This window comes from Photorhabdus aegyptia, assembly GCF_000612035.1.
Taxonomy (GTDB): Bacteria; Pseudomonadota; Gammaproteobacteria; order Enterobacterales; family Enterobacteriaceae; genus Photorhabdus; species Photorhabdus akhurstii.
Map to the genome: position 1 here is coordinate 15,685 of NZ_JFGV01000011.1, position 23,345 is coordinate 39,029.

Below are 23,345 nucleotides of genomic sequence, written 5' to 3' on the forward strand. Positions count from 1 at the left end.
AATAACCACACAGATTATAACGATTAAAAAAATATAAGTAAATGAGATAATAATATCCTACTTTTTTAGTCAGGAAATAATAATGATAAATAAAATTTACCAATAAATATAACCATTAATCAACAAACAGCCAATAATATAATGAACATTTGTTATTCAGCCGTAAAAATAGCTCACCAATTGTGTGAGCCATTTTTATTACTCATTTTACTTTTATTCTAGAGAATTAATTATGCAAACCGCGCCTTACCAATAGTAATATCTGACCACGCCGTTGTAATGGCAATTGTCGCCTTATTGTCCAGATTTTCAATAAAACCATTATCACCCGCTGTCGGGGCAAAACTGCTCATTGATTGGATCAAAGTATCAACCGCATTATCCGATAGCGCCGTAAACTCACGCTCTCCCGATGCACTCTCATCCCCCATCTGCGCCACCAATTTGGCACGATTACCATTAAAGTAATTGCTAAAAGTGACTGAACCTATTGATTCAAATGCTCCCTGAGCGGTTTTATCTTCGGTATGGCGGTTTACTGATAACACCAGATCATATCCGCTACGTTGGAACCACAGGTTTTGCCAGTCAATACCATCAAAGACAATCATATCCTCCGCATTGATATCATCAATCTGGTTGTCAATCACCTTACCGCTGACTACAAAGCTGTCTACACCCGTCCCACCCTGAAAGCGGTTCTGATAACCCCCTAATACCAGCAGATCCTGACCATCACCACCATTAAACTGGCTGAACTTAGCAATAGTGGCCGCTATCAGGTGGTCATCGCCTTCTCCACCATTAATCATCGCATGGTAACCCAACAGTTTAATTACGTCGTTACCGGCGTTGCCATCAATTTGGTTGTCATTACCAAATACTCTGGCAAAGTCATTCCCTTCACCTAGCTCAACTCGGTTGTTATTACCAATAGTCACGGCATAATCTTGATCTTCCCCGGTATCCACCCGGTTGTAGTTGCCTGAGGTGACGACGTAATCCTGGCCCTTATCGGTATCAATTAAGCCACCTTCGCCAAAGACAAACGTCTGGTCATTACCGTCCCCCATGAACACATGGTTAATACGTCCGGCGACCACTGCGGTATCATCGCCATTACCGCCAAACATCCAGTTTTCACGTCCCATCAGGACGCCCAGATCATTACCTGCACCACCCGCAAAAATGTTGGAAGTACCGATTGAGTAATAAACATCATCTCCGCGACCACCCCAGAAGTTGTTGTTATCGCCCAAATAGGCACCCAGATCTTTACCATCACCGCCCCAGTTGAAGTTGTAGTTCCCCAACGATACATGGATATCGCTATCCCCTTGCAGATGGCCGCTGTTACGCAGGAAATCAAACGTTTTCTGCTCCATATTGAGCAAATCCGTGGTTAGATTTTCTTTCAGATTGGTCACTAATGACTTCATCTCTTCTTGTTTATCTTTACTGAACATCGTCGCAAACAAGTTAGGCAAATTCAGCGAATGAAAACCAAATGCATGTTCTGGTTTAGTACTCTCCGTCTCCACAGTCGCTGGCGTGCCGCTCTGCCTTTCCTCATTTTCATCAGCATCTTTCTGTTTCAGGCCATGACTCTCAGCAAAGGATTTAATGCCATCCGTCCCCATATTAAGGTGAGATTTCAGGCCATCGAGCAATTTATCTGGATCAGTGAAGGCTTTCAGTTGTTCACCACTAAATTCCCCTATGACTTCAATCATCTCTTTTAGAATAGCCACACCATCCACAGGTTCGTCTCCACGGGAGACAATACGACCATCCGCAGTGTAATCCACACCAAAGATATCCGCTAAAGTGGTATCTGCATTCACACCGGCTAACCGACCAAGTAATTTGTTCTTAAGCTGACGTGGCAAATCCTGCGGATTATAGGTAAACGTTGTTTTCGCTATACCGGTTGTCGAGTATTGCTGAGTCATTAAACTAAACAACGAACCCAGGTTAGTGTCGAGAAGCGACTGGATATTGTCACCGAACATAAAGTTCCAGTTACCCGTAGTTACCTGAATATCCGCCCCTTGGCCCCCTACTGCAAAGTTGAATGCCAGTTTTTCATTATCCTGACGAAATTTATCCGCACGGCTCATATTGCTCATATCAACGCTGTTGCCATTCTTGCTTAGCCACTGGTTGAATTTCTTATTCAGCGCTGCTTCCGTATCACTTCTCAGACCACGGCTACTACGTTCATGTTGAGAACCCAAATCAACCAGAGTCTTATAGTCAACGCTGCTGGTTTGGTCCAAACCAGACATATCCTGAACAAATTTTTTCGCACCAGCGATTGTCCATTGCTGATCTTGCGCCGCTAGCCACTCCTGCCCTTCACCAGAACGGGCAATGCTTTGCAATACGCCGGAAATACGGGCTGCGCCATCAAATGAATTAACCAACGGCGGCGTTGGCAGGGATTTATCCATCATCACAATCAGATCATTACTACGGCCCTTGTTGAAACTGACGTTACGATTGCCAATAAACATTTGCGCCCCTTCAAGCGCCTGATAACCGGCAATATCGACGCTGTGTTTACTGTCACCATTGCCGATGTGCACCATCACATTGTTATCACCAAAGGCCAGTGATTTAAAACCTCCAGTACCTGCTTTGATGCCAACGTTCGACGTCCCCCAATTAAGCGCAGTAAATTCACCATTCCCCACATCCACTTGAATATTACCTGAGTAACTTATCTGGTTATTCGATATATGGCTTGAGTCGGTTTCAATTTTATTTTTGCGCTTCTCTGGCGCAGTGAAAATATCTGCATTATCCACAATCGCACCTTTGGCTGGCATATCTGCATTCGCTATACCGACACGAGAAAGATTGATATCGCTTTCAGCAATATTGCCACGCACTCGCTCTGAGTGCGTTTCAAGTTCACCTTTTTCATTCCAACTCAAGACAACTTTGTTATCAGTCAGGTTATTGATCCATTGATTATTTTTATTCTGGGTAAATTTACGGCCAGTGATATCAATGGCAACCTCACTACGACGCGCCGAAACAGTCGTGTGAATATCTTGCTCTTTTAAGGCGGTGATAAAGCGATGAGCAAAACCATCTCGTTTGTCATCACTAATCAGCGAACAACCCACGATGCTAATGTGGTCTGGTGTACCGACCTGACTAAAGCTCTGAGTAAATTGTTTGAGTTTTATTGCCAGCTCATCGGCACTGTAACCACTCAGACGAGTATTATTCTGCTCTGATTCGCTACGACCATGCCCGACAATCTGCCAACGCAACTTGTCCGATGGTTTAAATTGAGATGAATCACCATAGACAACACGGTATTTACCCTCAGAATCGAGCTGAACCACTACACTAGAATCTGGATGTTTACCCGCCAGATTTGCTGCTGCTTTAGCAGCTACAGGATCATCCTCCATCTGGATGATGATTTGACCATCAAAGCGGGTTTCTCGACCATCGGTTTGTGGTGTGACTGAAATGCGTTCCCAAGATTCGACATCTCTGTTTTTTAGAACAGTGTCCGACGATAATTTTTCCAGCACAGATATCGTAGCATCACCATTCTTCGAGCCTTTCAGTGTCAATTTACTGACGGTTGGGTCAGCAAATATCTTACCAATATTCAACTGTGCGAAACTGGCTGCTTGCTTAAAGTTGTCGCTTTCAACTTCAACAGAAACCCTTTGGCCTTTCTCATCCATAACGTCCAAAGTGACGACATCTTTCCGGTAATCCGCGATCCACCCTTCAACACCTGAATCCAGCGAAAACATTATTCCCCGCTCTTTCAGTGCGTGTAATACATGACGTTGTTCACCCTCACGTGCCTGTTTCCAAGTATTGTCATAACCCGTAATAGCGCTATCTTCAAATGTATTATAGTTAATATAGAAGCTCGATTTTGCACTGTCCTCAGGGCTGGCAGAAGCATATTTATAACCTATAGGAGATCGGTAACCCGTGATCAGGCCCTTATGGAAAGAATCCATAAAACGGTGAAAATCATCATAGTTATCAAACGATTTAGCACCAAAATTAGGATCAAAGAATGACCAGATTGTTTGAGCTTCACTCTTATGTACAACAACCGACATGGCGTGATCTTCAGACATAAACATCATATAAGTCGATTGCTTCACATTGCGCAGTTGCTCCATAACAGACTCATAGCCATCAACCTCATAATTCAGCGGATCACCAATCCTCGCCCCTGTTAACCCATTTGCTTTTAACCTTGCGCTATAATCAATATTCCCCTTCGCTTTCTCGATCAAACTGCCAGCATCAAGCTGTTGAAAATGTTGTATTGACAACAACTCTTCTATAGCCGGGCCGACTTTCTGACGGCGATATCGGTTAAGCAAAGAGGATTCAATAGAGTTGATATCTGTTTTCTTATTCACGGAGTTGTCATTGTAGGCTTTAACTACATCCTGCAACCACTCTATATAAGCTTTTCCCCCTCCCACGCCATTCACACGTTCTTCCATCATATAGCGGGAAGACAGAGCAAAGCATATTCCTTCCAGAAACTCTTTGGACTGAACGTCATTACCATTAGTCACGAGCACATTACTAATTTCTGGAATAAGCTTCTTAAGCTCCCCCAACAAATCCTCATTCTGACTGAAGTGGAATGAATAATCAGCCAATTGTTTTCCATCTGCTTTAAGGTCAAAAATGGTATAACCCACTTCCTGGAATAAACTTTTCTTTTCCACATTATGATCTTTGCTCTGAGATCCAGAAGGGGTCGATATATTCTCAATCGCCTGATGGATCTTTCTTAAACCAGACACGTCAATGCCTTTACCATCTTGTGATAAATCGTTGGCTTTTAGATTTGAAAAGACAGCATCTGAGACATCTTGACCATACTCTTTAATAACCGCTGCTTTGACTTGCTCAACCGCTTTATCAGAACTTTCCGCTTTCTGATTAATATAAATATTTGTCTTACCGCGAGTGACAAAATCACCATTTTCATCAATATAAAGGTGTTTTGAATCCTTAAGATTGGCATTGACAAGCTTATCGTACAAGCTACTGAAATCGCCTTGTTCTGCGATCCTCACTGTAGACTCAGCAAATATCATCGACTCTTCAAAGCGTGTGTTAATTTGAGACAACAACGCCTTCATTGCCGGTACACGATCTGAGTCAGGATGACCTAAGAGATAACCTTCAACCTGTTGACGCAAATTGGATAATTTTTTAATCACATCCAATTCATCGTCTTTCCTTCCTTGTCGGATATTCTGATAACTCTCTAGTGCATTAATGACTTTTTGGTAACTGTCACCACGCATTTTACCCAAAACAGATGCGGTTTGCTGGAACTCACTCACCGACATCAATTTTGGCACGGGCTTCCAGATGCCATTCACTTTCTCAGTAAGAATTCGGGTATGTCCCTGATGACGGGATATAATCCGATCTGCGATAAAATATAACTCGTCAGGTAATTGTGCATAATTGTCATAATTAGCAAGAATAAAACGTTCAACTGCTTTAAGCAGATTATTACTGGCCGTATTTTTTACAATAATCTTCTTAAATTCATTGCCATTACCCGGCCATGAACGCACTTCAAATCCTTCATCGCTCTTTTGCACTAATAAGTTACGTTCTGTACGTAATCCATAAAATGGCAATGCCTGATTCAGCATAGTGTCGACAGCACTGAGCTTAATATCGAGATCAACAATGGTATCGGCTTTATAGCCGCCGGGGTTAACCGCCAGCCGTTTTTTCTGCTCTTCAATAGTCAAAGCATCAAAGCGCGCCTGCACGGTAATACCCGCCTCGGTTAAGCTGCGGCCAATAGATTTTACAGGCAATCCTTTATATTCGATTGCCGGCTTATCCAGCAATCGAATTTCACCCACTAATCCTTCACGTTGCAATTTACGCAATACAGGTAATTCAACATTCCAGAAATAGTTACCAAGACGTAAGCCACCCTCAGAGATCAAATAAACATCACCACGTGATCCTGCGGCATAGACCGAACTCCAGAAACCAGTGTTGCTATACGTAGCAGCATCAATTGCCGCTCTTAGCGCTCTATGTTCATTATTTTCAGGATCGGCAAGATACATAATTCCCCAGCGCATAAGTTGCTGGTTAAGTTGAATCGCAAAAGCGTTTCCTTGCACATCAAGATCGTAAACAATTTTCTGACCATCCGGTTGTGCTGCCTCAAGAACATCTCGATGTCTTCTAAAAGTCTTCCCGGACCAGAATGAAACAATATTCTTATCACCGCGAGCAGGTTCAAAGCTATAGCCATAGCTGTCTATTTTGGCAATAAACTCAACTCGTTTATCCCAGTCATAATTCAGAGTCGCGTCAACAAACAGCTTCGCTAAAGATGAAGCTTCATTCTCTGGTACATTGTTTTTAGCATTCTTGATATGTCTTTCAACAAAAGCCACTATCCGTTGTCTGGTTTTATCAGAAATATCTGCGTTAACACGCTTGAATCCGGGAACAGGAATATATCTGTCCGATACATTATCGTTGCCATTATCAAGCCAACGGTAGATGTGAGCGACTTTTTGTGCGCGACTAAGTACGGAAGAATCGATCGCCCTCTTTTTACTTCCCCCCAATCCTTCCAGATTAATACCAGAAATTGTCGGCATTTTTCTGATGAGTTCACGCGTCTCATGCGAAGGAGGTACCAGAATGCTGTCAGATTTTGTTTCAACAGACCGAGGAATAAGCGAAGCACCGGTATTTTTTGTACGAATTCCCGCGTTGATCTGCAACCGGTTAACAGCTTGTTTAGCACTCTCCAACGCTTGCAATTCTTCTTCGGTCAGCCCTTGATAATATCTGTTTCTCGCTTCTAGCGTCGATTCAGGATCAATATGGCTGCCGGTTTCTCCCGCTCCTGTTGACTCATAGGCTTTTTCTCCTGACAAGCCGCTGCCGCTTGCACCAATGCGAGCCGGTTTGGAATCGCTTAATTTCGCTCCCTTGGCATCCGCTTGAGTCTGAGCCGCTTTACTTTCCGCCGCTGCGGTATCACGTTTACCACGGCTTTCTGCATTTTGATACGCAATATTGGCGTTATTCTGCGCCTTTTCTGCCTGCTGCTGTTGTGAAAGAGCTTCTTCTTTTTTCTGATCCGCTTTGAATTGCGCATCTACACCATCAAGAATCGCCTTGTCACGATTTTGTTTACCTTTTTCCGCGCCCGCTTCTGACAGCGCCACGGCATCTTTTACTTTTTGCTGTGTATCAATCGTATCCCGATGTATATCTGTCAGCCGTTTTTCTAATGTCGGCTTGAGGTTATCCAACCGTTTCTGGATCTCCTCAGAGATTCCACCCGCATAGTCGAGATAATGGCTATCTAACTCACGACTATCATCGGTTTCATCTTTAAGTTGCTTAAAGTTGTCAGCTATTAAAGTCAGCTCTTTAGTCACTGCCTGAGCTTCCTCTTTTATCGCATCACTCTGCTCTTGCCCACTCCGACTAAGCGCTTCCTGATCCGTTGATTCCAATTGAGATTTTGATTTTTCAATCGCTGCCAGTTGTTTCTCTTTTTCTTGTTCCAGGAGCTGACGATCTTTTTCGGCTTTTTCTTTATCGCTTAACGCATTTTTGGCCGCCTGGTCTTGCCTTGCATGTTCAATAACACTATTGGCTGGCAATCTACCTACAGACTTTGCAACAACGTTATCCAAGATATAGCCAATACCATTATTATCACCGATACCTTTAAATTCGATGCGGTTAGTACCTGCTTTGGCGATTAATTCCAGTGTTTCACTTTGCCATCCAGTATCACCATTAGTAATGGTAAATTTGCTTTCACCATTCCAAAGAACTTCCATGCCTTCATTATACGTAGTGCTATTTGCACGCTTTGCAAAATCAAAGCTTAATGAAATGACTTCACCTTCAAACCGGTTTTTCAGATCCTGGTAAATAGTGGTACTGACATCCACATCAAGTTCACTGACTCGCTTTCCATGACCCGCATTATTAAGGCCGTAAGCATTCGCCGGATTATATGCCTCAACACCATTAGTTGACTGCCAATCTTGATTACCTTGTTCAAAGTCACCATTGACGATCAAGTTTTCGTTCCGATCCGATACCGATCGCGTTTTTCGATTTAGCGAACCGGCTAAAGAACTTTCTATTGAGTTAATATCAGGCACTTCTACCGCTGTTACAGAACGACTCAGACGACCACTTAAGTCCGAACCAACTTGATCAATTTCCTCCATCTTAAAACCATCAATGGCAGAAACTTCGGTTAAGTTAATTGCACCTCTGCCCTTGTGAGTGCCTGACGTGTTAGCCTCATCCCCATGTACCAGATAGTTGATCGCCTGACTGCCTCCCACTCCGAGTACAGTTTGTTTGATATTGTCGAAGAAAGAAGCAAGTTTGTTGCTTTCTGTATTACTCGATGCAACAGCCAAGCTGTAAAAATCACCATCACCAATCTTAATCGCCACGTTGTTGCGTGCGTAAGAAGCGTTAACATACAAGCCGTGACCAACCTGAATATTGGCATTACCCTGGCCTTTCATCACCGCAACATTGAGGCCATTGCCAACTTTGGTATTGACGTTATATTTCCCCCACGCCACGTTAACCGAAACACCATTACCTACATGAGTGTTAATGTTAGCGTCACCATGAGCAGCAGTGACATTTAAGCCATTGCCTACTGTCGTGGTCACGTTAGCTTTCCCTTTTGCCGCCGTAATCTGCATACCGTCACCCACTTTGGTGATGACATTGCCTTCACTCCATAAGGCGTTAAAGCTGTCGCCCTTACCTACTTGGGTGACAATGTTAGCCTTGCCTTTAGCAAGCACCACATTGCGTCCATCTCCTACTCTGGTGATAATGTTGGCTTCGCCCCAGGCGCCGGTGTAGTCATCACCGTTACCCACATGGGTAATGGTATTGGCATCCCCCTGAACCACCGTGACTTCTTGTCCAATCCCCACTTTGGTAATGAGATTAGCTTTACCTTTCGCGAAGTTGTAACGGTCGCCATTTCCCACTTGAGTCAGGATATTGGCTTCCCCCCAAGCCGCATTCACTCCGGCGCCATCGCCAATTTTGGTGATGATATTGGCTTTACCTTTGGCAAAACCCACCGTCGTCCCCTCGCCGACATGGGTCATCACATTACCCACATCAGAAATAAGCAGACCGACCGTGGGACCGTTTCCTACTTTGGTCAGAATATTGCCTTTGCCGAGCAGGATACCGGCGGTCGTCGCGTCGCCGACATGCGTAATAACATTCGCTTTCGCCGCCGCAACCACTCCCATAAAATCATTACCCACTTTGGTAACGATATTAGCCTCACCCAGTGCTAACACGCCGGTTAAACCATCCCCGACATGGGTCATAATATTGGCTTTACCAAACATGGCCGCCAGTGTCGTACCCTTACCGACTTTGGTCATCACATTCAATTCACCGGCAAACAAACCGATACTGGTGCCATCACCCACATGCGAATAGATATTGGCTTTCCCGATCATTAAAGCGGCGGTCAGGTCATTGCCGACTTTGGTCAGCACATTGGCGCCTCCAATCATGGCCGCGAAGGTATTGCCATCCCCGACATGGGTAAAGATATTGGCTTTCCCGATCATCGCCGCCAGAGTCATGCCATTACCCACTTTCGTGGCGATATTGCCCTTTGCCAGCATCAGCGCAACAGTTGTGCCATCCCCAATATGAGTAAACACATTGCCTGCGGCTATCATCAATGCCAGCGCATTACCGTCACCTACTTTGGTAAAGACATTGACTGCGCCACCCATTAACGCCCAGGCATCCCCTTTGCCGACATGAGTAAACAGGTTGCCCGCGCCAATCATGGCGGCAATCGATATCCCCTCCCCAACTTTGGTGAAGATATTGCCTGCCGCGGCCATTACGCCCAGCGTCAAACCGTCGCCGACATGAGTCAACACGTTGCCGATGCCGAACATGATGCCGGTCGTGTCACCCTTGCCGACTTTGGTTAAGACATTAGCGCCACCGAGCATAACGCCCGTGGTATTGCCATCACCGATATGCGTGAGAACATTCGCGCCACCGCCCATTACCGCCAACGCATTGCCTTTCCCTTTCTTGGTCAAGATGTTGGCTCCGCCCAACGCAATAGCGGTGGTATCGGCAGTTTCACTCTCATCACTGAGATGGGTGATAATATTGGCGCCACCGAACATACCGGCAACCAGATCTCCCGCACCAAGCTTAGTGAGCACGTTAGCACCACCCAAAAGTACGGAGGAGATATCCCCGGTTCCCGCCTGAGTGATGACGTTAAAACCGCCCGCACCGGACCAGTTGCCATTGCCATTACCAATTTGGCTATGAGTATTGTACCCGCCCAACATCAGCACCCGGCTGTTACCGCTGCCTTTGTGAATTGAGATATTGCCATAAGCCAGAAGATGAGCCAGATATTGTCCATCCCCGACACGCACAAGAACATTTACCGCGCCACCAGCGTAAACATCCATTTTCCCGCTCTGGCCTTGGTGAACCAGAACATTGGCTAAACCCGCACCATGAAATGTCAGATCGCCCTTTTCACCATTTTTTACAACGACATTAGCGGCACCAGCACCATCAAAATTGGTATCACCGAATTTTGAGCCGTGCAAAATGACGTTCGCCGCCCCTGCGCCCTTAAAATTAACATTTCCCCGCGTGATATTAGATTTAATAATGTTTCCACCACCCACACCGTTAAAATTAACGTAACCACTGCTTGTGGGTGACTTTACAAGATCTTGCTGACTATATTCTTCACTATGTACTAATCGATGGGAGGTACGGCGCACTGTATTAACGTTATATTGAAGCTGGCTTAACATGTAACCGGGACCAATAGAGGTATATCCGTTAGCATAGGAAAGCTCTTCATTAGCCAAATTACCCGTATGATCGCCTGCTTTGTACCAGGCTTCTGCTCTGTATTTCAGTTGCCCTGTATCAGGATCGTTTTTCAACTGAACTTTAACGATTTTGGTATATGACCCCATGACCTTGGCATACACATAAGTATTGGGTTGCCGGTTTGATTTAACTGCGGAAACATCGACTTTGCGACCATCAGAGAAGATCGCATATCCCCCCATTTTGGCATCACCGAGCGAGATATCCTCGGCTTTAACCACTATGCCACCCGCATAAGTTACCCACTTATCTATCAGCAGGCTTTCCTCGATAGCATGAATCTCAATGGGCTGTTGATGCTCAAAAACCAAACTGGAGAGGCGGTAAGCGCCATTAGCGTTTACCGCGACAAATCCATTGCCTGACGAAATTTCTTTCGCGGCAAGATCTTTAAGGTGATTACCTGCTTTATACCAAGAAGTGGCATAATAACCGAGTCTACCGGTAGTAGGATTATTTTGAAGTTGGACTTTGCTGATTTTAGTGTACATTTTGTCAGCAAACGCAAAAAGATAGGTATTCGGTTCGACGGTTGATTTAATACCTGTAACTTGCTGAGACTCCTGAATCCAGCTTCCTCCCATCGTTGCCGTCGTCAATACGATTTCTTCGGCTTTAGCAAATTCCAATGCTTCACCATCAAAATCGCTATCCGCGCCTATTCTGGTGATTTCATTGTAAGCACCCGCACCGGAGAAATTAATATTGCCATGTGCGACATCAGAATAGAGTTTGTTATAACCACCCGCACCTTCAAACGTAATATCACCGCGGGTCTGTTCATACCCATCTTTATTTTGACGTACACGCTCAATGCGATTCGCTGCCCCCGCACCACGTAAGATAATATTACCTTCTTTACCTTTACGTACGATGTGATTATCAGCACCCGTCCCATTAAATGTAACGTTACCGCTCTCTACTCGTGAGCTGATGCTGTTTGCAGCGCCTGCGCCATTAAAAGTCACATTTCCCTGTGAATCTTGATAACGGTTAAACCAGGTATGGTCAATGTCATTGTATGCCCCTGCACCGGCAAAATCTAAATTTCCCCGGTTGGTTTCATGCCATAACTTATTGTATCCACCGGCCCCTTTAAAATTTGTATCACCAGACAAACCCTTACGAACCAGTTTGTTATAACCGGCAGCACCCGAATAATTTAAATTTCCCGTTTTACCTGTGTGATGAATAAAAGCCGCACCGGCGGCACCCGCAAATGACAGACCACCATTTCCCGTTTTACTAACGCCGGCGTAACCTGAAGCTCCCTTTACCGCAAGGTCACCATCTGTATGGTATACATCGACTTTAAGTGAACCAACAGTAACATCATCATTTCCGCCATAAGCATAAACTTCACCACCAACACCAATAGCAGTAATACTATTACCATCATTATCGTCGTAGTATTTTCCAGTAAAGAAGTACTCGGTACTTCTATTTGATGATTTCCCCATCAAAAAATCCCTTTAAATTAAACAAAAAACCACTGCACTTGACGAATACAACGGTTGTTTTGGACATCAAGTTTCCCGCGGACAGTACACGCTTTTTGACCTTTCCACGGCAAAAAGACACGACGGCGCAAATCCCTGGCAACTTCACGCCCATGACCAAAAGGCGCAATCATTTCGGGAAAAAAGATATGTGGACCAGAGCGCCAGTCTGTGTGGGTAAGCTCTCTTTCTCCTGAAAGAAGCTCTTCTCGATTCCGCTCAGATAAAAAAGCCCAATTACAAAAGGCGATCGGATGCCCGTGTTCATCTTCGTAATAGCAAAACTGATTCAGCTCAAATGCAGGCAAGATACGCTGTTGCCACTCGGACACCAAGTATCTCCGATGCAGAGGAGAATGCTGACTCAGCAACATGACTCCTCCAATTATCGTTTGAATTTCTGCGTTATTCAGTTTCACTGGTTGATGTATAATCGCCATGCGCTAATCAACCATGAGATCTTATTTTGTATTTTTAGATGGGCGTTTTTTAGCATTATCAGACTCTTCCGCTACAGATTCTGATGCAATTTGTTCTTCGGCTACTTGTGGAACTGGTAAAAATCCTGCTGCAACCAACTTGTCAAATTCAGCCGCCATCCGTGGATCTTCCAACATATTTTTAACCATCGAAACCATATACATAAATCCCGATGCTGGCATATGGATAACTTGCTTTAATTCAAGTTCATTATCATTTTCTGCCATTATCCCATTCGCCATACGATTTGGCTCTTGACCAACGAAATAAAGAGAAAAAACACCTTTGTTATAATTAACGCTAGAGATAGTTTGTACAAATTTTTCAGACATATTTTTATTTACCAAAAATAAACAATTTTTTAATGAGACTATGCAATGTTCACAACAAGAAAAGCATTCAATTCAGGGATATCCTGAGTTTGTATATCTATAAATACATTAAGCGTAAATGAATCAACAAATAATATAGAGACAAAACTCAAAATCAATATTTATATACAAAAAGTCCTTTTACCCCCCATATATAGTCCCATTTACCCACACTGGTACTGGCAATAAATATAAGATAATAATGCAATACTTAAATACTACACAAATCAACATAATATTTTGTTTTAATTAATATTTTTTGTGAATTTTAAAGATGTTTTTTTCATGAATAAAATTGAGAAATCGACCATAGCATCATTAAGATTAATATTGATGATATGTAATGGAAAAGAAAATATTACTGATATTGATAACTTAGAAATCTCTGGTTGTTACCATTCCTATATAAAGGATATAGAGAAAAAATTTAACTTATCTCTTTCAAATAAAAATTCCGTAAGCAAAAAGCATCATAACATACCTTTACCCGCAATCTTGTTTGATAATAATGGGCGACCTTTTGTTTTAGCCAAATCGAATAAAGACAACTCATTGATACAGAGGGTTGATAAAGAAAATCCCGAAATATGGTCCGAAGAAAGGCTAATAAAAGAGTGGAATGGAAAATGGATTAAAATTAAACAGAAACAAGCCAAATTTAACATTAGTTGGTTTATTCCAGAATTCCTGGCACAAAAGAAAAATTTGGGTGAGATACTGCTATTTTCCTTTGTGTTACAGATTCTTGCGTTAATTTCACCTTTAGTTATTCAGGTGGTTATGGATAAGGTCTTAATCCATCAAGCGTTATCGACACTTGATGTATTAGTCTTTGGCTTAATTATTGCCGGCATTATTGAGGTGATTTTACGCGGATTGCGCGAATATCAATACGCACACACTGCCAACCGTATTGATATCAGATTGGGATTAAAATTGGTCCAACATCTGTTCGGGCTGCCTTTACTCTTTTTTAAATCCCGTCAGGTAGGAGCAATTGTCACACGGGTGCGTGAACTGAATACCGTCAGAGAATTTCTGACCGGTTCAATGTTCACCTTATCTGTCGATCTGCTGTTTATGTTTATTTTTATCTATGTGATGACGCTGTTATCCAGCACACTGACCTGGGTTTTTCTCGCTACTTTCCCTTTTTATGCCATTTTGGCATGGTGGCTGACTCCGCGCATGGAAAAAGCGGTTGAACAACAGTTCACCCATGCAGCAATAAATACCTCTTTTCTGACTGAAACGGTTTCCGGTTCTGAAACCCTAAAAAGTCTGGCGGTAGAGCCAAGATTCGTTCGTCGTTGGGATCGCCAGACTGAGAAGATGGTGGATACCAGTTATGCGGTACAGCAACTGAGTAACCGCTCAAATCATATTGTGATGCTACTGCAAAAAGTCACCAATGCTGCGATTCTCTGGTTAGGCGCGTCAGAAGTTTTATCACTGCAAATGACCATTGGTCAGTTGATCGCCTTCAACATGATGGTAAATCACACTTCCCAACCCTTAGCCCGACTAGTGGAGCTATGGGGACAATTTATTAGAACGCGGGTAGCCGTCGATAACTTAGGAGATATGTTAAACCTGCCAACCGAACAGCAATCCGGTCAACAACAAATCACGCCGCAAGGAGCGATCTCGTTTAACCATGTTGTCTTTCGCTACCAACCTGATATTCCACCAACGATTAAGGGATTGACTCTCCATATAAGAGCCGGAGAAACCATCGGCATTGTAGGTGCTTCCGGTTCCGGGAAAAGTACGTTGGCGCGTTTATTACTCCGCCTTTATACCCCAGAAACAGGCGCAATCACCTTAGATGGGATTCCATTGCAAAATATAAATATTGCAACACTCAGGCAGCAAATTGGCGTGGTTCTGCAAGAAAATTTCTTATTTAACAAAACAGTATATGAGAATATTGCCCAATCAAAACCCGATGCCAATCTGGAAGCCGTCATTAAAGCGGCCAAACTGGCGGGCGCTCATGAATTTATTCTCAAGCTCCCAATGGGATATGACACAACTATCGCAGAAGGCGGGCAATCTTTATCCGGCGGTCAGCGTCAGCGGCTTGCCATTGCCCGGACTATCCTGGCTAACCCCAAAATTCTCATTCTTGATGAAGCCACCAGCGCCCTTGACGATGAATCTCAATCACTCATTCAATCCAATATGGCGGAAATTGCTCAAGGCAGGACGGTTATTACCATCGCACACCGCCTTTCAACTGTACGTCATTGTGATCGCATTATTGTTCTTAAGCAGGGAGAAATTATCGAACAAGGCTCTCACGCTCAATTGCTTAGCCTCGGCAAGCAATACCGAAAACTCTGGCAATTACAACAGGAATTGAAGCAGGAAGCGCCCCACCATGATTAAGTCTATTAAGAACAAAATTAAAACACGGCGGCGCTCTTGCCCGCGACACTATGAATTTTTACCGACACACCTGGCGTTATCACAGCGTCCGCCCTCGCCGTTCGCTCGTTATACCGCAATCACGCTCAGCATCGGTGTCATCATAGCCTTGCTCTGGGCCTATCTGGGCAAGCTGGATGTTCAGGCTACGGCAACCGGCCGTCTGATCGTCTCAGGTCGCTCTCAGATAATTCAAGCTTATGAACAGAGTCGGGTGACAGCTATCCATGTTCAGAATGGACAGCAAGTAACAAAAGACGCCCCACTGCTGACATTGGACACACTCGGTGTTAATCAAGATATCGCTCGGTTACTCAAGCAGATCGAATATCAAGTCCATGAAAAAATTCGTTATCAGGCTTTAACTGAGGAACAAAAGCCAGAAGAACAAGCACTATTTCAAACATTGCCGGTATCTCAACAAGCACAAGTTGTTGAAAACTACTCCCGGGAGAAAAGAGAGTATGAAGCGAACGTAACAAATCTGAAAGCAGAGATGAACGTCAATCTCTCTTCTCAACAATCACGGAAAAGCGATATCAACGCGCTCACTAAGCTCCGGCAAAATATTAGCCAGCGTTTAAAAGCGCGCCAGACTTTAAGTCAAAAACAGGTGATCAGCAAAGTTGAATACCTTGAACAGGAAAAAGAGTTTCTGGAAACAGAACGTCTGATTACTCAACAAAATGCAGAACTTAATGTGCTGCAATCGCAATATATCAGTCTGGAAGAGCGCTTAAATAGCCTGAAAACACAAAAAGAGCGTGAATGGTTTGATAAAAGAAAACAGGCCGAAGTTCAATTGGTTGTTTTAGAGCAAGAGCTGGCAAAAGCTCAAGTGCGAGAACAACTTGAAGTTATTCGCTCTCCCGTAACAGGAACCGTTCAACAACTCAGTGTGCATACATTAGGCGCAGTTTTGCAACCAGCGCAAAACTTAATGGTGATCGTCCCTGATGACAATGTGCAACTGGCAGAAGTGCAAATTCTCAATAAAGATGCCGGATTTGTGCATCCAGGACAACAAGTCACCATCAAAGTAGACGCTTTCCCCTATACGCGTTACGGCACGATTGATGGCGAACTGTTGAGTATATCCCGAGACTCAACCACCGATGAACAGTTAGGGTTGGTCTTCCCTGCTCAGATAAGCCTTAAGAGTAATAATATTGTCATAGACAACACACGTGTTGACATTACCCCCGGTATGTCAATCGTCGCTGAAATCAAAACTGATCAACGCCGCGTTATCGATTATCTCCTGAGCCCGATCAGAGAGTATCAATCTGAAGCCTTGAGGGAGAAATAATCGTGAACATATTACCCTCTTCTGCTACCGATTCCGGTAACAACACCCATAATCAGGCACTGGACTGCATTGTCTATGTGGGAAAACAATTTCATAAGTCAGCCACTATCGATCAACTCCAACACAGCCTGGGTTTTGATTCTTTACATTTAAATGAGTTACAACTACGCGAAGCCGCCGATGCTATTGGGCTACGCAGTAAAATTGAGCAATTAACTGCCAATACAGGGCCAACGTTACCCTTACCGGCATTGATTGAACTGGAACAGCAATGGTGGGTACTGATTGGAGTCAGCCACACTCATGTTACTGTTCTCGATCCTACGACTAAACAAACGCGGTCGCTCTCTTTATTTACTGATAATAAAGAGCACGCCTATAAGATTCTGTTGATCGCCGATCAGGAATTAACTAAAAAACATATCAAATTCGGCCTGGGCTGGTTTTATCCCTCCATTTTCCGCCAGAAAAGTCAGATAAGAGATCTCTTTTTATTTGCCATTGTTCTGCAATTATTTGCGCTGGTCAGCCCGATCCTGTTTGAAAACATCATCGATAAGGTATTGGTAGGACGAAGTTTATCCAGCCTGCATGTATTAGGTATGGCTATGCTCGCTATCGCCCTTGCCGAACCCTTGTATAGCTTTATGCGCAACACCGTGTTTGGGCATATGGCAAACCAGATAAACTCTGAACTCTCCGGGCGACTGTATCGCCATCTGACAAGCTTGCCACTGCAATATTTTAAGCAACGGCAAACCGGGCAGATTATTGCCAGAGTCAGAGAAATGTCTCAAATCCGCCAGTTTTTGACGGGTTCTACCCTGATGCTGCTGTTAGATCTGATTTTCGTTATCATGTTCATTGGCGTTATGTTTTACTATGCCAAGATATTGACCTGGATCGTTATTGGCTCACTCTTTGTTTATTTCGTATTCTGGCTTATTGCCGGGCCAATTATTCGCCGCAAAGTGGAGGCAGAATATGAAACCGATGCGAATGCAACGAGCTTTCTGACCGAAGCTGTAACAGGCATTGAAACCATCAAAACCACCGCGACTGAAAATCGTTTTTTACATCAGTGGCAACGCATTCTCAGCCAACAATTAACTAAAAGCTTTGCGGCACGGAAAAGCGGTTTAATTGCCGGGCAAGGCATCGATTTTGTCCAAAAATTTACCGCCGCAATCCTTTTATGGTGGGGAGTGACAGAAGTTTTACGTGGTGAACTGACGCCGGGACAACTTATCGCTTTTAATATGCTGGCCGGACATGTCACCCAACCAATCCTCCGGCTGGCACAGGTTTGGCAAGATTTTCAGCATACGTTAATCGCTCTGAAACGTGTGGGGGATATTCTTGATGAACCAATGGAGAACAGTAAGCAAGGATTAGCTTCTGTACCTGAGCTGGCAGGTCAAATTGAATTCAGAAACATTCGTTTCCGCTATCATGACGACACACCGGAGGTTCTGGCAAATTTATCGTTGTCAATAAAATCTGGTCAATTTATTGGTATAACCGGACCATCGGGTTCAGGTAAAAGTACGCTCGCCCGTTTACTACAAAGGCTATATGTACCTCAACATGGACAAGTGCTAATTGATGGGATGGATCTGGCTATTGCCGATCCTGTCTCTTTACGCCGCAATATGAGTGTTGTGCTCCAGGAAAGTATCCTCTTTTCCGGCAGCATCATCGATAACATCCGACTATGTAAACCCAACGCCACTGATGCAGAAGTCTATCGCGCGGCTGAGTTATCTGGCGCCATTGAATTTATCCAATCGCTTCCTCACGGTTTTGCTCATCCGGTCGGGGAGAAAGGGGCAAATCTCTCTGGTGGTCAAAGGCAGCGCATCGCATTAGCAAGAGCCCTCTTGGTCAACCCGACTATTCTGATCCTCGATGAAGCTACCTCAGCATTAGATTATGAATCTGAAGCCGCAATCATGGCAAATATGGATGAAATATGCCGTAACAGAACGGTTATTAGCATTGCTCACCGGCTCAACACAATTCGCCATGCCGACAAAATTTGTGTGTTAGATCAAGGGCAAATCGTCGAATTTGACTCACATGATCAACTACTTCAACAAGGCGGTTTATACGCCCATTTATGGCACCAACAAATTGGTGAAAGTTGAATTGACATTCAGCTTAATTTCTTAAGAAGAGGAAGCATAAATTTTGACTCGAAATGTGTCTATTTTTGTTTATTTGATTAATAAATTAACAAAATGTAAATAAATTATTTAAATTGTAACGTTCAGTTATTAATATGTTAGATAAATTAAATATCTTTATACATCTTAACTTTTAAGTTGGAGAACTCTTATGGATAGGAATCCAGTTTCGTTAAGCGCTTTGGCATTTTCAGGAGGATCTCTAACTTCGATTACCGGCCCGATAGAAATTTTAACCACCGCCGCTCACTTAGCCGGAGCACCGGAACCAGAAATCAATATCATTACCCAAGATAATCAAGATGTTATCGGGCTAGGCGGTGTTCGGCTAAAGCCCAATAAACTCATAGGAGAAATTAAACAAACAGATATTGTCTTGGTGGGGGCAATCGGACTCCCCTATAACGATCTCAACTCTTGCACGCAAGAAACCTTAGATTGGCTGCAAATGATGGAACAAAAAAATATCCCTATCGTCTCTATTTGCTCCGGTTCATTTATCCTGGCTAAAGCTAACTTACTCAATAACCGTAAAGCCACCACCCACTGGCTGTTTACCAACTTATTTAAGGATATGTTTCCACAAGTACAGTTACACTCGGAAATAAAAGTCACCAGAGATAACAATATCTTTTGTACTTCTGGCACCTATGAATACAACGATGTCATGATGCACATTGTTGAGCAGATATATGGTCAAAATACCCGGGAAACCTGTAGTCAGCTTATATTTGGCGATATGGAAGGTCTCCCTTCGCACACTCTGGCAAGTTTTGTCCCCTATCGCCAACATTCAGATACATTAATCCACAAACTACAAGACTGGATGCATTCTGCCCCATCGGACCGATTATCAGTTGGTAATTTGGCCGATAAAATTCATCTGTGTGAAAGACAGATGAAGCGGCGTTTTAAGACTGCAACCGGCCAGACGCCTATTCAATATATCCAACAGATTCGATTATCTCTGGCGAAATGCCGGTTAGAAAAATCGAATAAGACCATAGAAGAGATCAGCCATGAAGTTGGCTATGAAGATACTCGTTATTTCAGAGAGTTATTCAAGAAACTTAATGGGTTAACACCAGTAGAGTACCGTAGAAAATACCAGCACCGCTAAAACGGAAACTCAATCACAATCCTTTACGGATAAGCAATGACGCCGCTTTTATCTTTGTCAGGCAGTAGCGATACACTAGAAGCTGGGGTATCATGGCGTGCTATATTTTATGGTATACGCCCTTTATTAATTGAATTTATGGCAAAAGAACAAATGGATCGCACCACTCTGGATTTGTTCGCAAATGAACGCAGACCGGGGCGCCCAAAAACCAACCCACTTTCCAGGGATGAACAACTCAGAGTCAACAAACGTAACCAACTTCGCCGTGATAAGGTGCGCGGTCTGCGTCGTGTGGAACTGAAAATAAATGCTGATGCAGTAGATGCGCTTAACTTTCTTGCACAGCAACGCAACATCAGCCGCAGTGAACTCATCGAGCAAATTTTGCTGGCCCAGTTAGCAGAAAGCAACATCGCGACTTGATAGCATTGAAGGCACGAAATCACACAAACTTGACAGAATTGTCCTGACTGTTTAGTCAAAATAGGATTTTGTTTTTTTATTAATACAATCAGTACCTTTTTCACTGATTTTTAACATTTTATACGTATATCTCATACAGAAATACACAAATAAAACAAGAGGTTATATTATCCTATGGCAATTATAGGTATATTTTTCGGCAGCGATACCGGCAACACAGAAAATATTGCCAAAAAGATCCAAAAAATTCTGGGTTCCGACATTGCAGAAGTCCATGATATTGCCAAAAGCAGCAAAGAAGATATCGAACAGTTCGATATTCTGCTACTCGGCATCCCTACCTGGTACTACGGCGAAGCGCAGTGCGACTGGGATGATTTCTTCCCTACTCTGGAAGAGATCGATTTTGAAGGGAAGTTGGTCGCTCTTTTCGGTTGTGGCGATCAGGAAGATTACGCGGAATATTTCTGTGATGCTATGGGAACTATCCGTGACATCATTGAACCCCGCGGCGCCATTATTGTTGGTCATTGGCCAACTGAGGGCTATCACTTCGAAGAATCAAAAGGTCTGGCTGATGATAACCATTTTATCGGGCTTGCTATTGATGAAGACCGCCAACCAGAATTAACAGAAGAGCGTGTTAATGCCTGGACCAAGCAGATCTACGAAGAGCTGAGTTTGTCAGAAATTCTTGCAGGATAGCGGCCTATCCCATTAAGCGCAATTGGTGCAGGCTATTTCTTATCAATAGTGAACCCACGGTAGGTGAGAAGTGACTCGCTTCACTCGCCCTGTGGGATCGCGTTCAAAGGCTATTGCTTTTATTAGAACACTGCTTAAATCCGCTTTTTATTACGAAGAATGGCAAAAAATATCCTAAACACGATAAATAGTAAGGTTATTCCTGCCTTTTATAAATGATTATTCTGGCAAAATGTGTAATGAAAGTTCAGGTTAACGTGGTTTTCATTTTCACTAGCCATGCCTATAATCATAATCTGATAACTAACTGGTACTTTTTGAAGTATCGCTAAGTTCACTTTACTGAGTAACAGGACTGAATCCGCATGACCGACAACAACAAAGCATTAAAAGATGCTGGACTTAAAGTTACACTTCCTCGTCTGAAAATACTGGAAGTGTTACAGGAGCCTGAATACCACCATGTCAGTGCGGAAGATCTCTACAAAAAACTGATTGATAACGGTGAAGAGATTGGACTTGCTACTGTCTACCGCGTGTTGAATCAGTTTGATGATGCCGGAATTGTCACCCGTCACAACTTTGAGGGCGGCAAATCGGTTTTTGAACTCACTCAACAACACCACCACGACCATTTAATCTGCCTGGACTGTGGTAAAGTCATTGAATTCAGTGACAAATATATTGAAAGACGCCAGAAGAACATTGCTGAGCGTTATGGGATTAAACTTTCAAACCACAGCCTTTATTTATATGGTCACTGCTCCGCCGGTAATTGCCGCGAAGATAGTAGCGCACATGACGAGAAGTGATTCACGCCTGAACCGCTAATTTTTTATCTACCTAGAGGGGAACCCGCCAGGGTTCCCCAAACCGCTAACAAATCTCGCTTAAAATGAACTACGCCTCAATTTTACCTTGGCTACACGGGAGTCACTCCCACATCCAAACATAACAACACCAAAACGTTGCAATTAGCAGCGCTATCTTCTTGATATTTTGTGGTGTTACTATCGGCAGGCATTACATCTGAATTTTCATCAATTCCCTGAACCGGGCAGAATGACATCATGCTTTATTGCACTATAATGCAATTTGCATTATAGTGCAAAATTAGAGGAATTGAGGGGATATCATGTTTACCGTCATTTACCATGATGAAGTGGAGAAGGAGCTGAAATCATTACCACCAGTCGTTTCTGCAAAGCTGGCACGTCTCATCAGTAAACTAGAATTAGATCCTACCAGACTGAGAAAACCAGATACTAAGCCAATAGGTGATGGTTTATTTGAAATCAGGACTATGGGAACAGATATCGCCAGAGGCCTTTGGGTATATCAGAAAGATCAACAGATATTTATGCTAAGAATTTTCATCAAGAAAACGCAGAAAACCCCGCGTAGTGAAATTGAACTTGCATTCAAACGGTTAGAGGAAATGTTAAATGGCTAAGTACAAAACGCATACTCAGATAATGGCCGAAATGATGGAAGATCCAGCGTTTAAAGCGGCCTATGAAGCAGAGCTTCGCAAAGAACGCCTTCAGAATACGCTGGAACAATGGCGAACCAGCGCGGGATTAACCCGAGCTGACCTTGCAAAGATCTTGGGTGTAACACCCTCAACCGTATCACGCATGGAAAAGAATGTAACCAGAGCCTCTATTGATACACTGGCAAGATATGCTCAGGCTTGTGGAATTGAACACCCATCTATTTCTCTGTGATACAACCCGCCTTTAACAAATCTGCGGAATTCTCCCTCCCGAATACTAATTGGACTGTTAGCATTAGGAGGGTAGTAGAAAGCAAACCTTATTCAAAAGATCAGGTTTATTTTTTGGT

13 protein-coding genes are annotated in these 23,345 nt (G+C 43.5%); 9 read left to right on the plus strand and 4 right to left on the minus strand.

The features are described from left to right. Positions 1–230 precede the first annotated feature (230 nt). Genes rtxA through rtxH form a run of 3 tightly spaced genes read right to left on the minus strand, consistent with a single transcriptional unit; the run spans position 231 to position 13,285 of the window. On the minus strand, positions 231–12,434 hold the full coding sequence (rtxA, locus tag BA1DRAFT_RS23915) for an MARTX multifunctional-autoprocessing repeats-in-toxin holotoxin RtxA (RefSeq protein ID WP_036776665.1): 12,204 nt from the start codon (positions 12,432–12,434) through the stop codon (positions 231–233). A gap of 17 nt (positions 12,435–12,451) precedes the next feature. Further along, positions 12,452–12,913 (minus strand): RTX toxin-activating lysine-acyltransferase RtxC, encoded by a 462-nt coding sequence (gene rtxC / locus BA1DRAFT_RS04885; protein WP_036776668.1) that lies wholly within the window; start codon positions 12,911–12,913, stop codon positions 12,452–12,454. Positions 12,914–12,934: 21 nt separating this feature from the next. Further along, positions 12,935–13,285 carry a protein RtxH gene (rtxH, locus tag BA1DRAFT_RS04890; RefSeq protein ID WP_036776671.1) on the minus strand — a complete coding sequence of 117 codons (351 nt, stop codon included), beginning with the start codon at positions 13,283–13,285 and terminating at the stop codon, positions 12,935–12,937. A 324-nt stretch (positions 13,286–13,609) separates the two neighbouring features. On the opposite strand from rtxH, the gene BA1DRAFT_RS04895 reads away from it, so the two are divergent. The 7 genes from BA1DRAFT_RS04895 (at position 13,610) to fur (ending at position 22,312) form a co-directional block, all read left to right on the plus strand. Then, positions 13,610–15,715: a peptidase domain-containing ABC transporter gene (locus BA1DRAFT_RS04895; protein ID WP_036776672.1), complete on the plus strand. Its 2,106-nt coding sequence runs from the start codon at positions 13,610–13,612 to the stop codon at positions 15,713–15,715. Further along, entirely contained in the window at positions 15,708–17,063 is a 1,356-nt protein-coding gene (locus BA1DRAFT_RS04900; protein ID WP_036776674.1) for an HlyD family type I secretion periplasmic adaptor subunit, read from the plus strand. Before BA1DRAFT_RS04895 ends, BA1DRAFT_RS04900 begins: the two co-directional genes overlap by 8 nt. 2 nt (positions 17,064–17,065) lie before the next feature. Then, a complete protein-coding gene (locus tag BA1DRAFT_RS04905; RefSeq protein WP_051560665.1) occupies positions 17,066–19,210 on the plus strand; it encodes a type I secretion system permease/ATPase in 2,145 nt (714 codons plus the stop codon). 190 nt (positions 19,211–19,400) lie between these two features. Beyond that, complete coding sequence (locus BA1DRAFT_RS04910; protein ID WP_036776676.1) at positions 19,401–20,369, plus strand: GlxA family transcriptional regulator; 969 nt, start codon at positions 19,401–19,403, stop codon at positions 20,367–20,369. A gap of 138 nt (positions 20,370–20,507) precedes the next feature. Beyond that, on the plus strand, positions 20,508–20,795 hold the full coding sequence (gene ybfE, locus BA1DRAFT_RS04915) for a LexA regulated protein (protein WP_036776802.1): 288 nt from the start codon (positions 20,508–20,510) through the stop codon (positions 20,793–20,795). Between the two features lie 174 nt (positions 20,796–20,969). Beyond that, a complete protein-coding gene (gene fldA / locus BA1DRAFT_RS04920) occupies positions 20,970–21,500 on the plus strand; it encodes a flavodoxin FldA (protein WP_036776677.1) in 531 nt (176 codons plus the stop codon). Between the two features lie 365 nt (positions 21,501–21,865). Further along, positions 21,866–22,312 (plus strand): ferric iron uptake transcriptional regulator, encoded by a 447-nt coding sequence (fur, locus tag BA1DRAFT_RS04925; RefSeq protein ID WP_036776678.1) that lies wholly within the window; start codon positions 21,866–21,868, stop codon positions 22,310–22,312. Between the two features lie 110 nt (positions 22,313–22,422). Here fur and BA1DRAFT_RS23470 read toward each other — a convergent pair whose 3' ends face one another. After that, positions 22,423–22,572: a hypothetical protein gene (locus BA1DRAFT_RS23470; RefSeq protein ID WP_160169989.1), complete on the minus strand. Its 150-nt coding sequence runs from the start codon at positions 22,570–22,572 to the stop codon at positions 22,423–22,425. 63 nt (positions 22,573–22,635) lie between these two features. On the opposite strand from BA1DRAFT_RS23470, the gene BA1DRAFT_RS04930 reads away from it, so the two are divergent. After that, positions 22,636–22,953, plus strand: a complete 318-nt coding sequence (locus BA1DRAFT_RS04930; protein ID WP_036776679.1) for a type II toxin-antitoxin system RelE/ParE family toxin — start codon at positions 22,636–22,638, stop codon at positions 22,951–22,953. Further along, positions 22,946–23,227 carry a helix-turn-helix domain-containing protein gene (locus BA1DRAFT_RS04935; protein ID WP_235200973.1) on the plus strand — a complete coding sequence of 94 codons (282 nt, stop codon included), beginning with the start codon at positions 22,946–22,948 and terminating at the stop codon, positions 23,225–23,227. The genes BA1DRAFT_RS04930 and BA1DRAFT_RS04935 overlap by 8 nt, the downstream gene beginning before the upstream one ends. Positions 23,228–23,345 lie beyond the last annotated feature (118 nt).

What these genes read in the sequence shown, in the direction of transcription:
- rtxA (WP_036776665.1), bottom strand. Translation starts at nt 12,434, where the DNA reads ATGGGGAAATCATCAAATAGAAGTACCGAGTACTTCTTTACTGGAAAA.
- rtxC (WP_036776668.1), bottom strand. Translation starts at nt 12,913, where the DNA reads ATGGCGATTATACATCAACCAGTGAAACTGAATAACGCAGAAATTCAA.
- rtxH (WP_036776671.1), bottom strand. Translation starts at nt 13,285, where the DNA reads ATGTCTGAAAAATTTGTACAAACTATCTCTAGCGTTAATTATAACAAA.
- BA1DRAFT_RS04895 (WP_036776672.1), top strand. Translation starts at nt 13,610, where the DNA reads ATGAATAAAATTGAGAAATCGACCATAGCATCATTAAGATTAATATTG.
- BA1DRAFT_RS04900 (WP_036776674.1), top strand. Translation starts at nt 15,708, where the DNA reads ATGATTAAGTCTATTAAGAACAAAATTAAAACACGGCGGCGCTCTTGC.
- BA1DRAFT_RS04910 (WP_036776676.1), top strand. Translation starts at nt 19,401, where the DNA reads ATGGATAGGAATCCAGTTTCGTTAAGCGCTTTGGCATTTTCAGGAGGA.
- ybfE (WP_036776802.1), top strand. Translation starts at nt 20,508, where the DNA reads ATGGCAAAAGAACAAATGGATCGCACCACTCTGGATTTGTTCGCAAAT.
- fldA (WP_036776677.1), top strand. Translation starts at nt 20,970, where the DNA reads ATGGCAATTATAGGTATATTTTTCGGCAGCGATACCGGCAACACAGAA.
- fur (WP_036776678.1), top strand. Translation starts at nt 21,866, where the DNA reads ATGACCGACAACAACAAAGCATTAAAAGATGCTGGACTTAAAGTTACA.
- BA1DRAFT_RS23470 (WP_160169989.1), bottom strand. Translation starts at nt 22,572, where the DNA reads ATGATGTCATTCTGCCCGGTTCAGGGAATTGATGAAAATTCAGATGTA.
- BA1DRAFT_RS04930 (WP_036776679.1), top strand. Translation starts at nt 22,636, where the DNA reads ATGTTTACCGTCATTTACCATGATGAAGTGGAGAAGGAGCTGAAATCA.
- BA1DRAFT_RS04935 (WP_235200973.1), top strand. Translation starts at nt 22,946, where the DNA reads ATGGCTAAGTACAAAACGCATACTCAGATAATGGCCGAAATGATGGAA.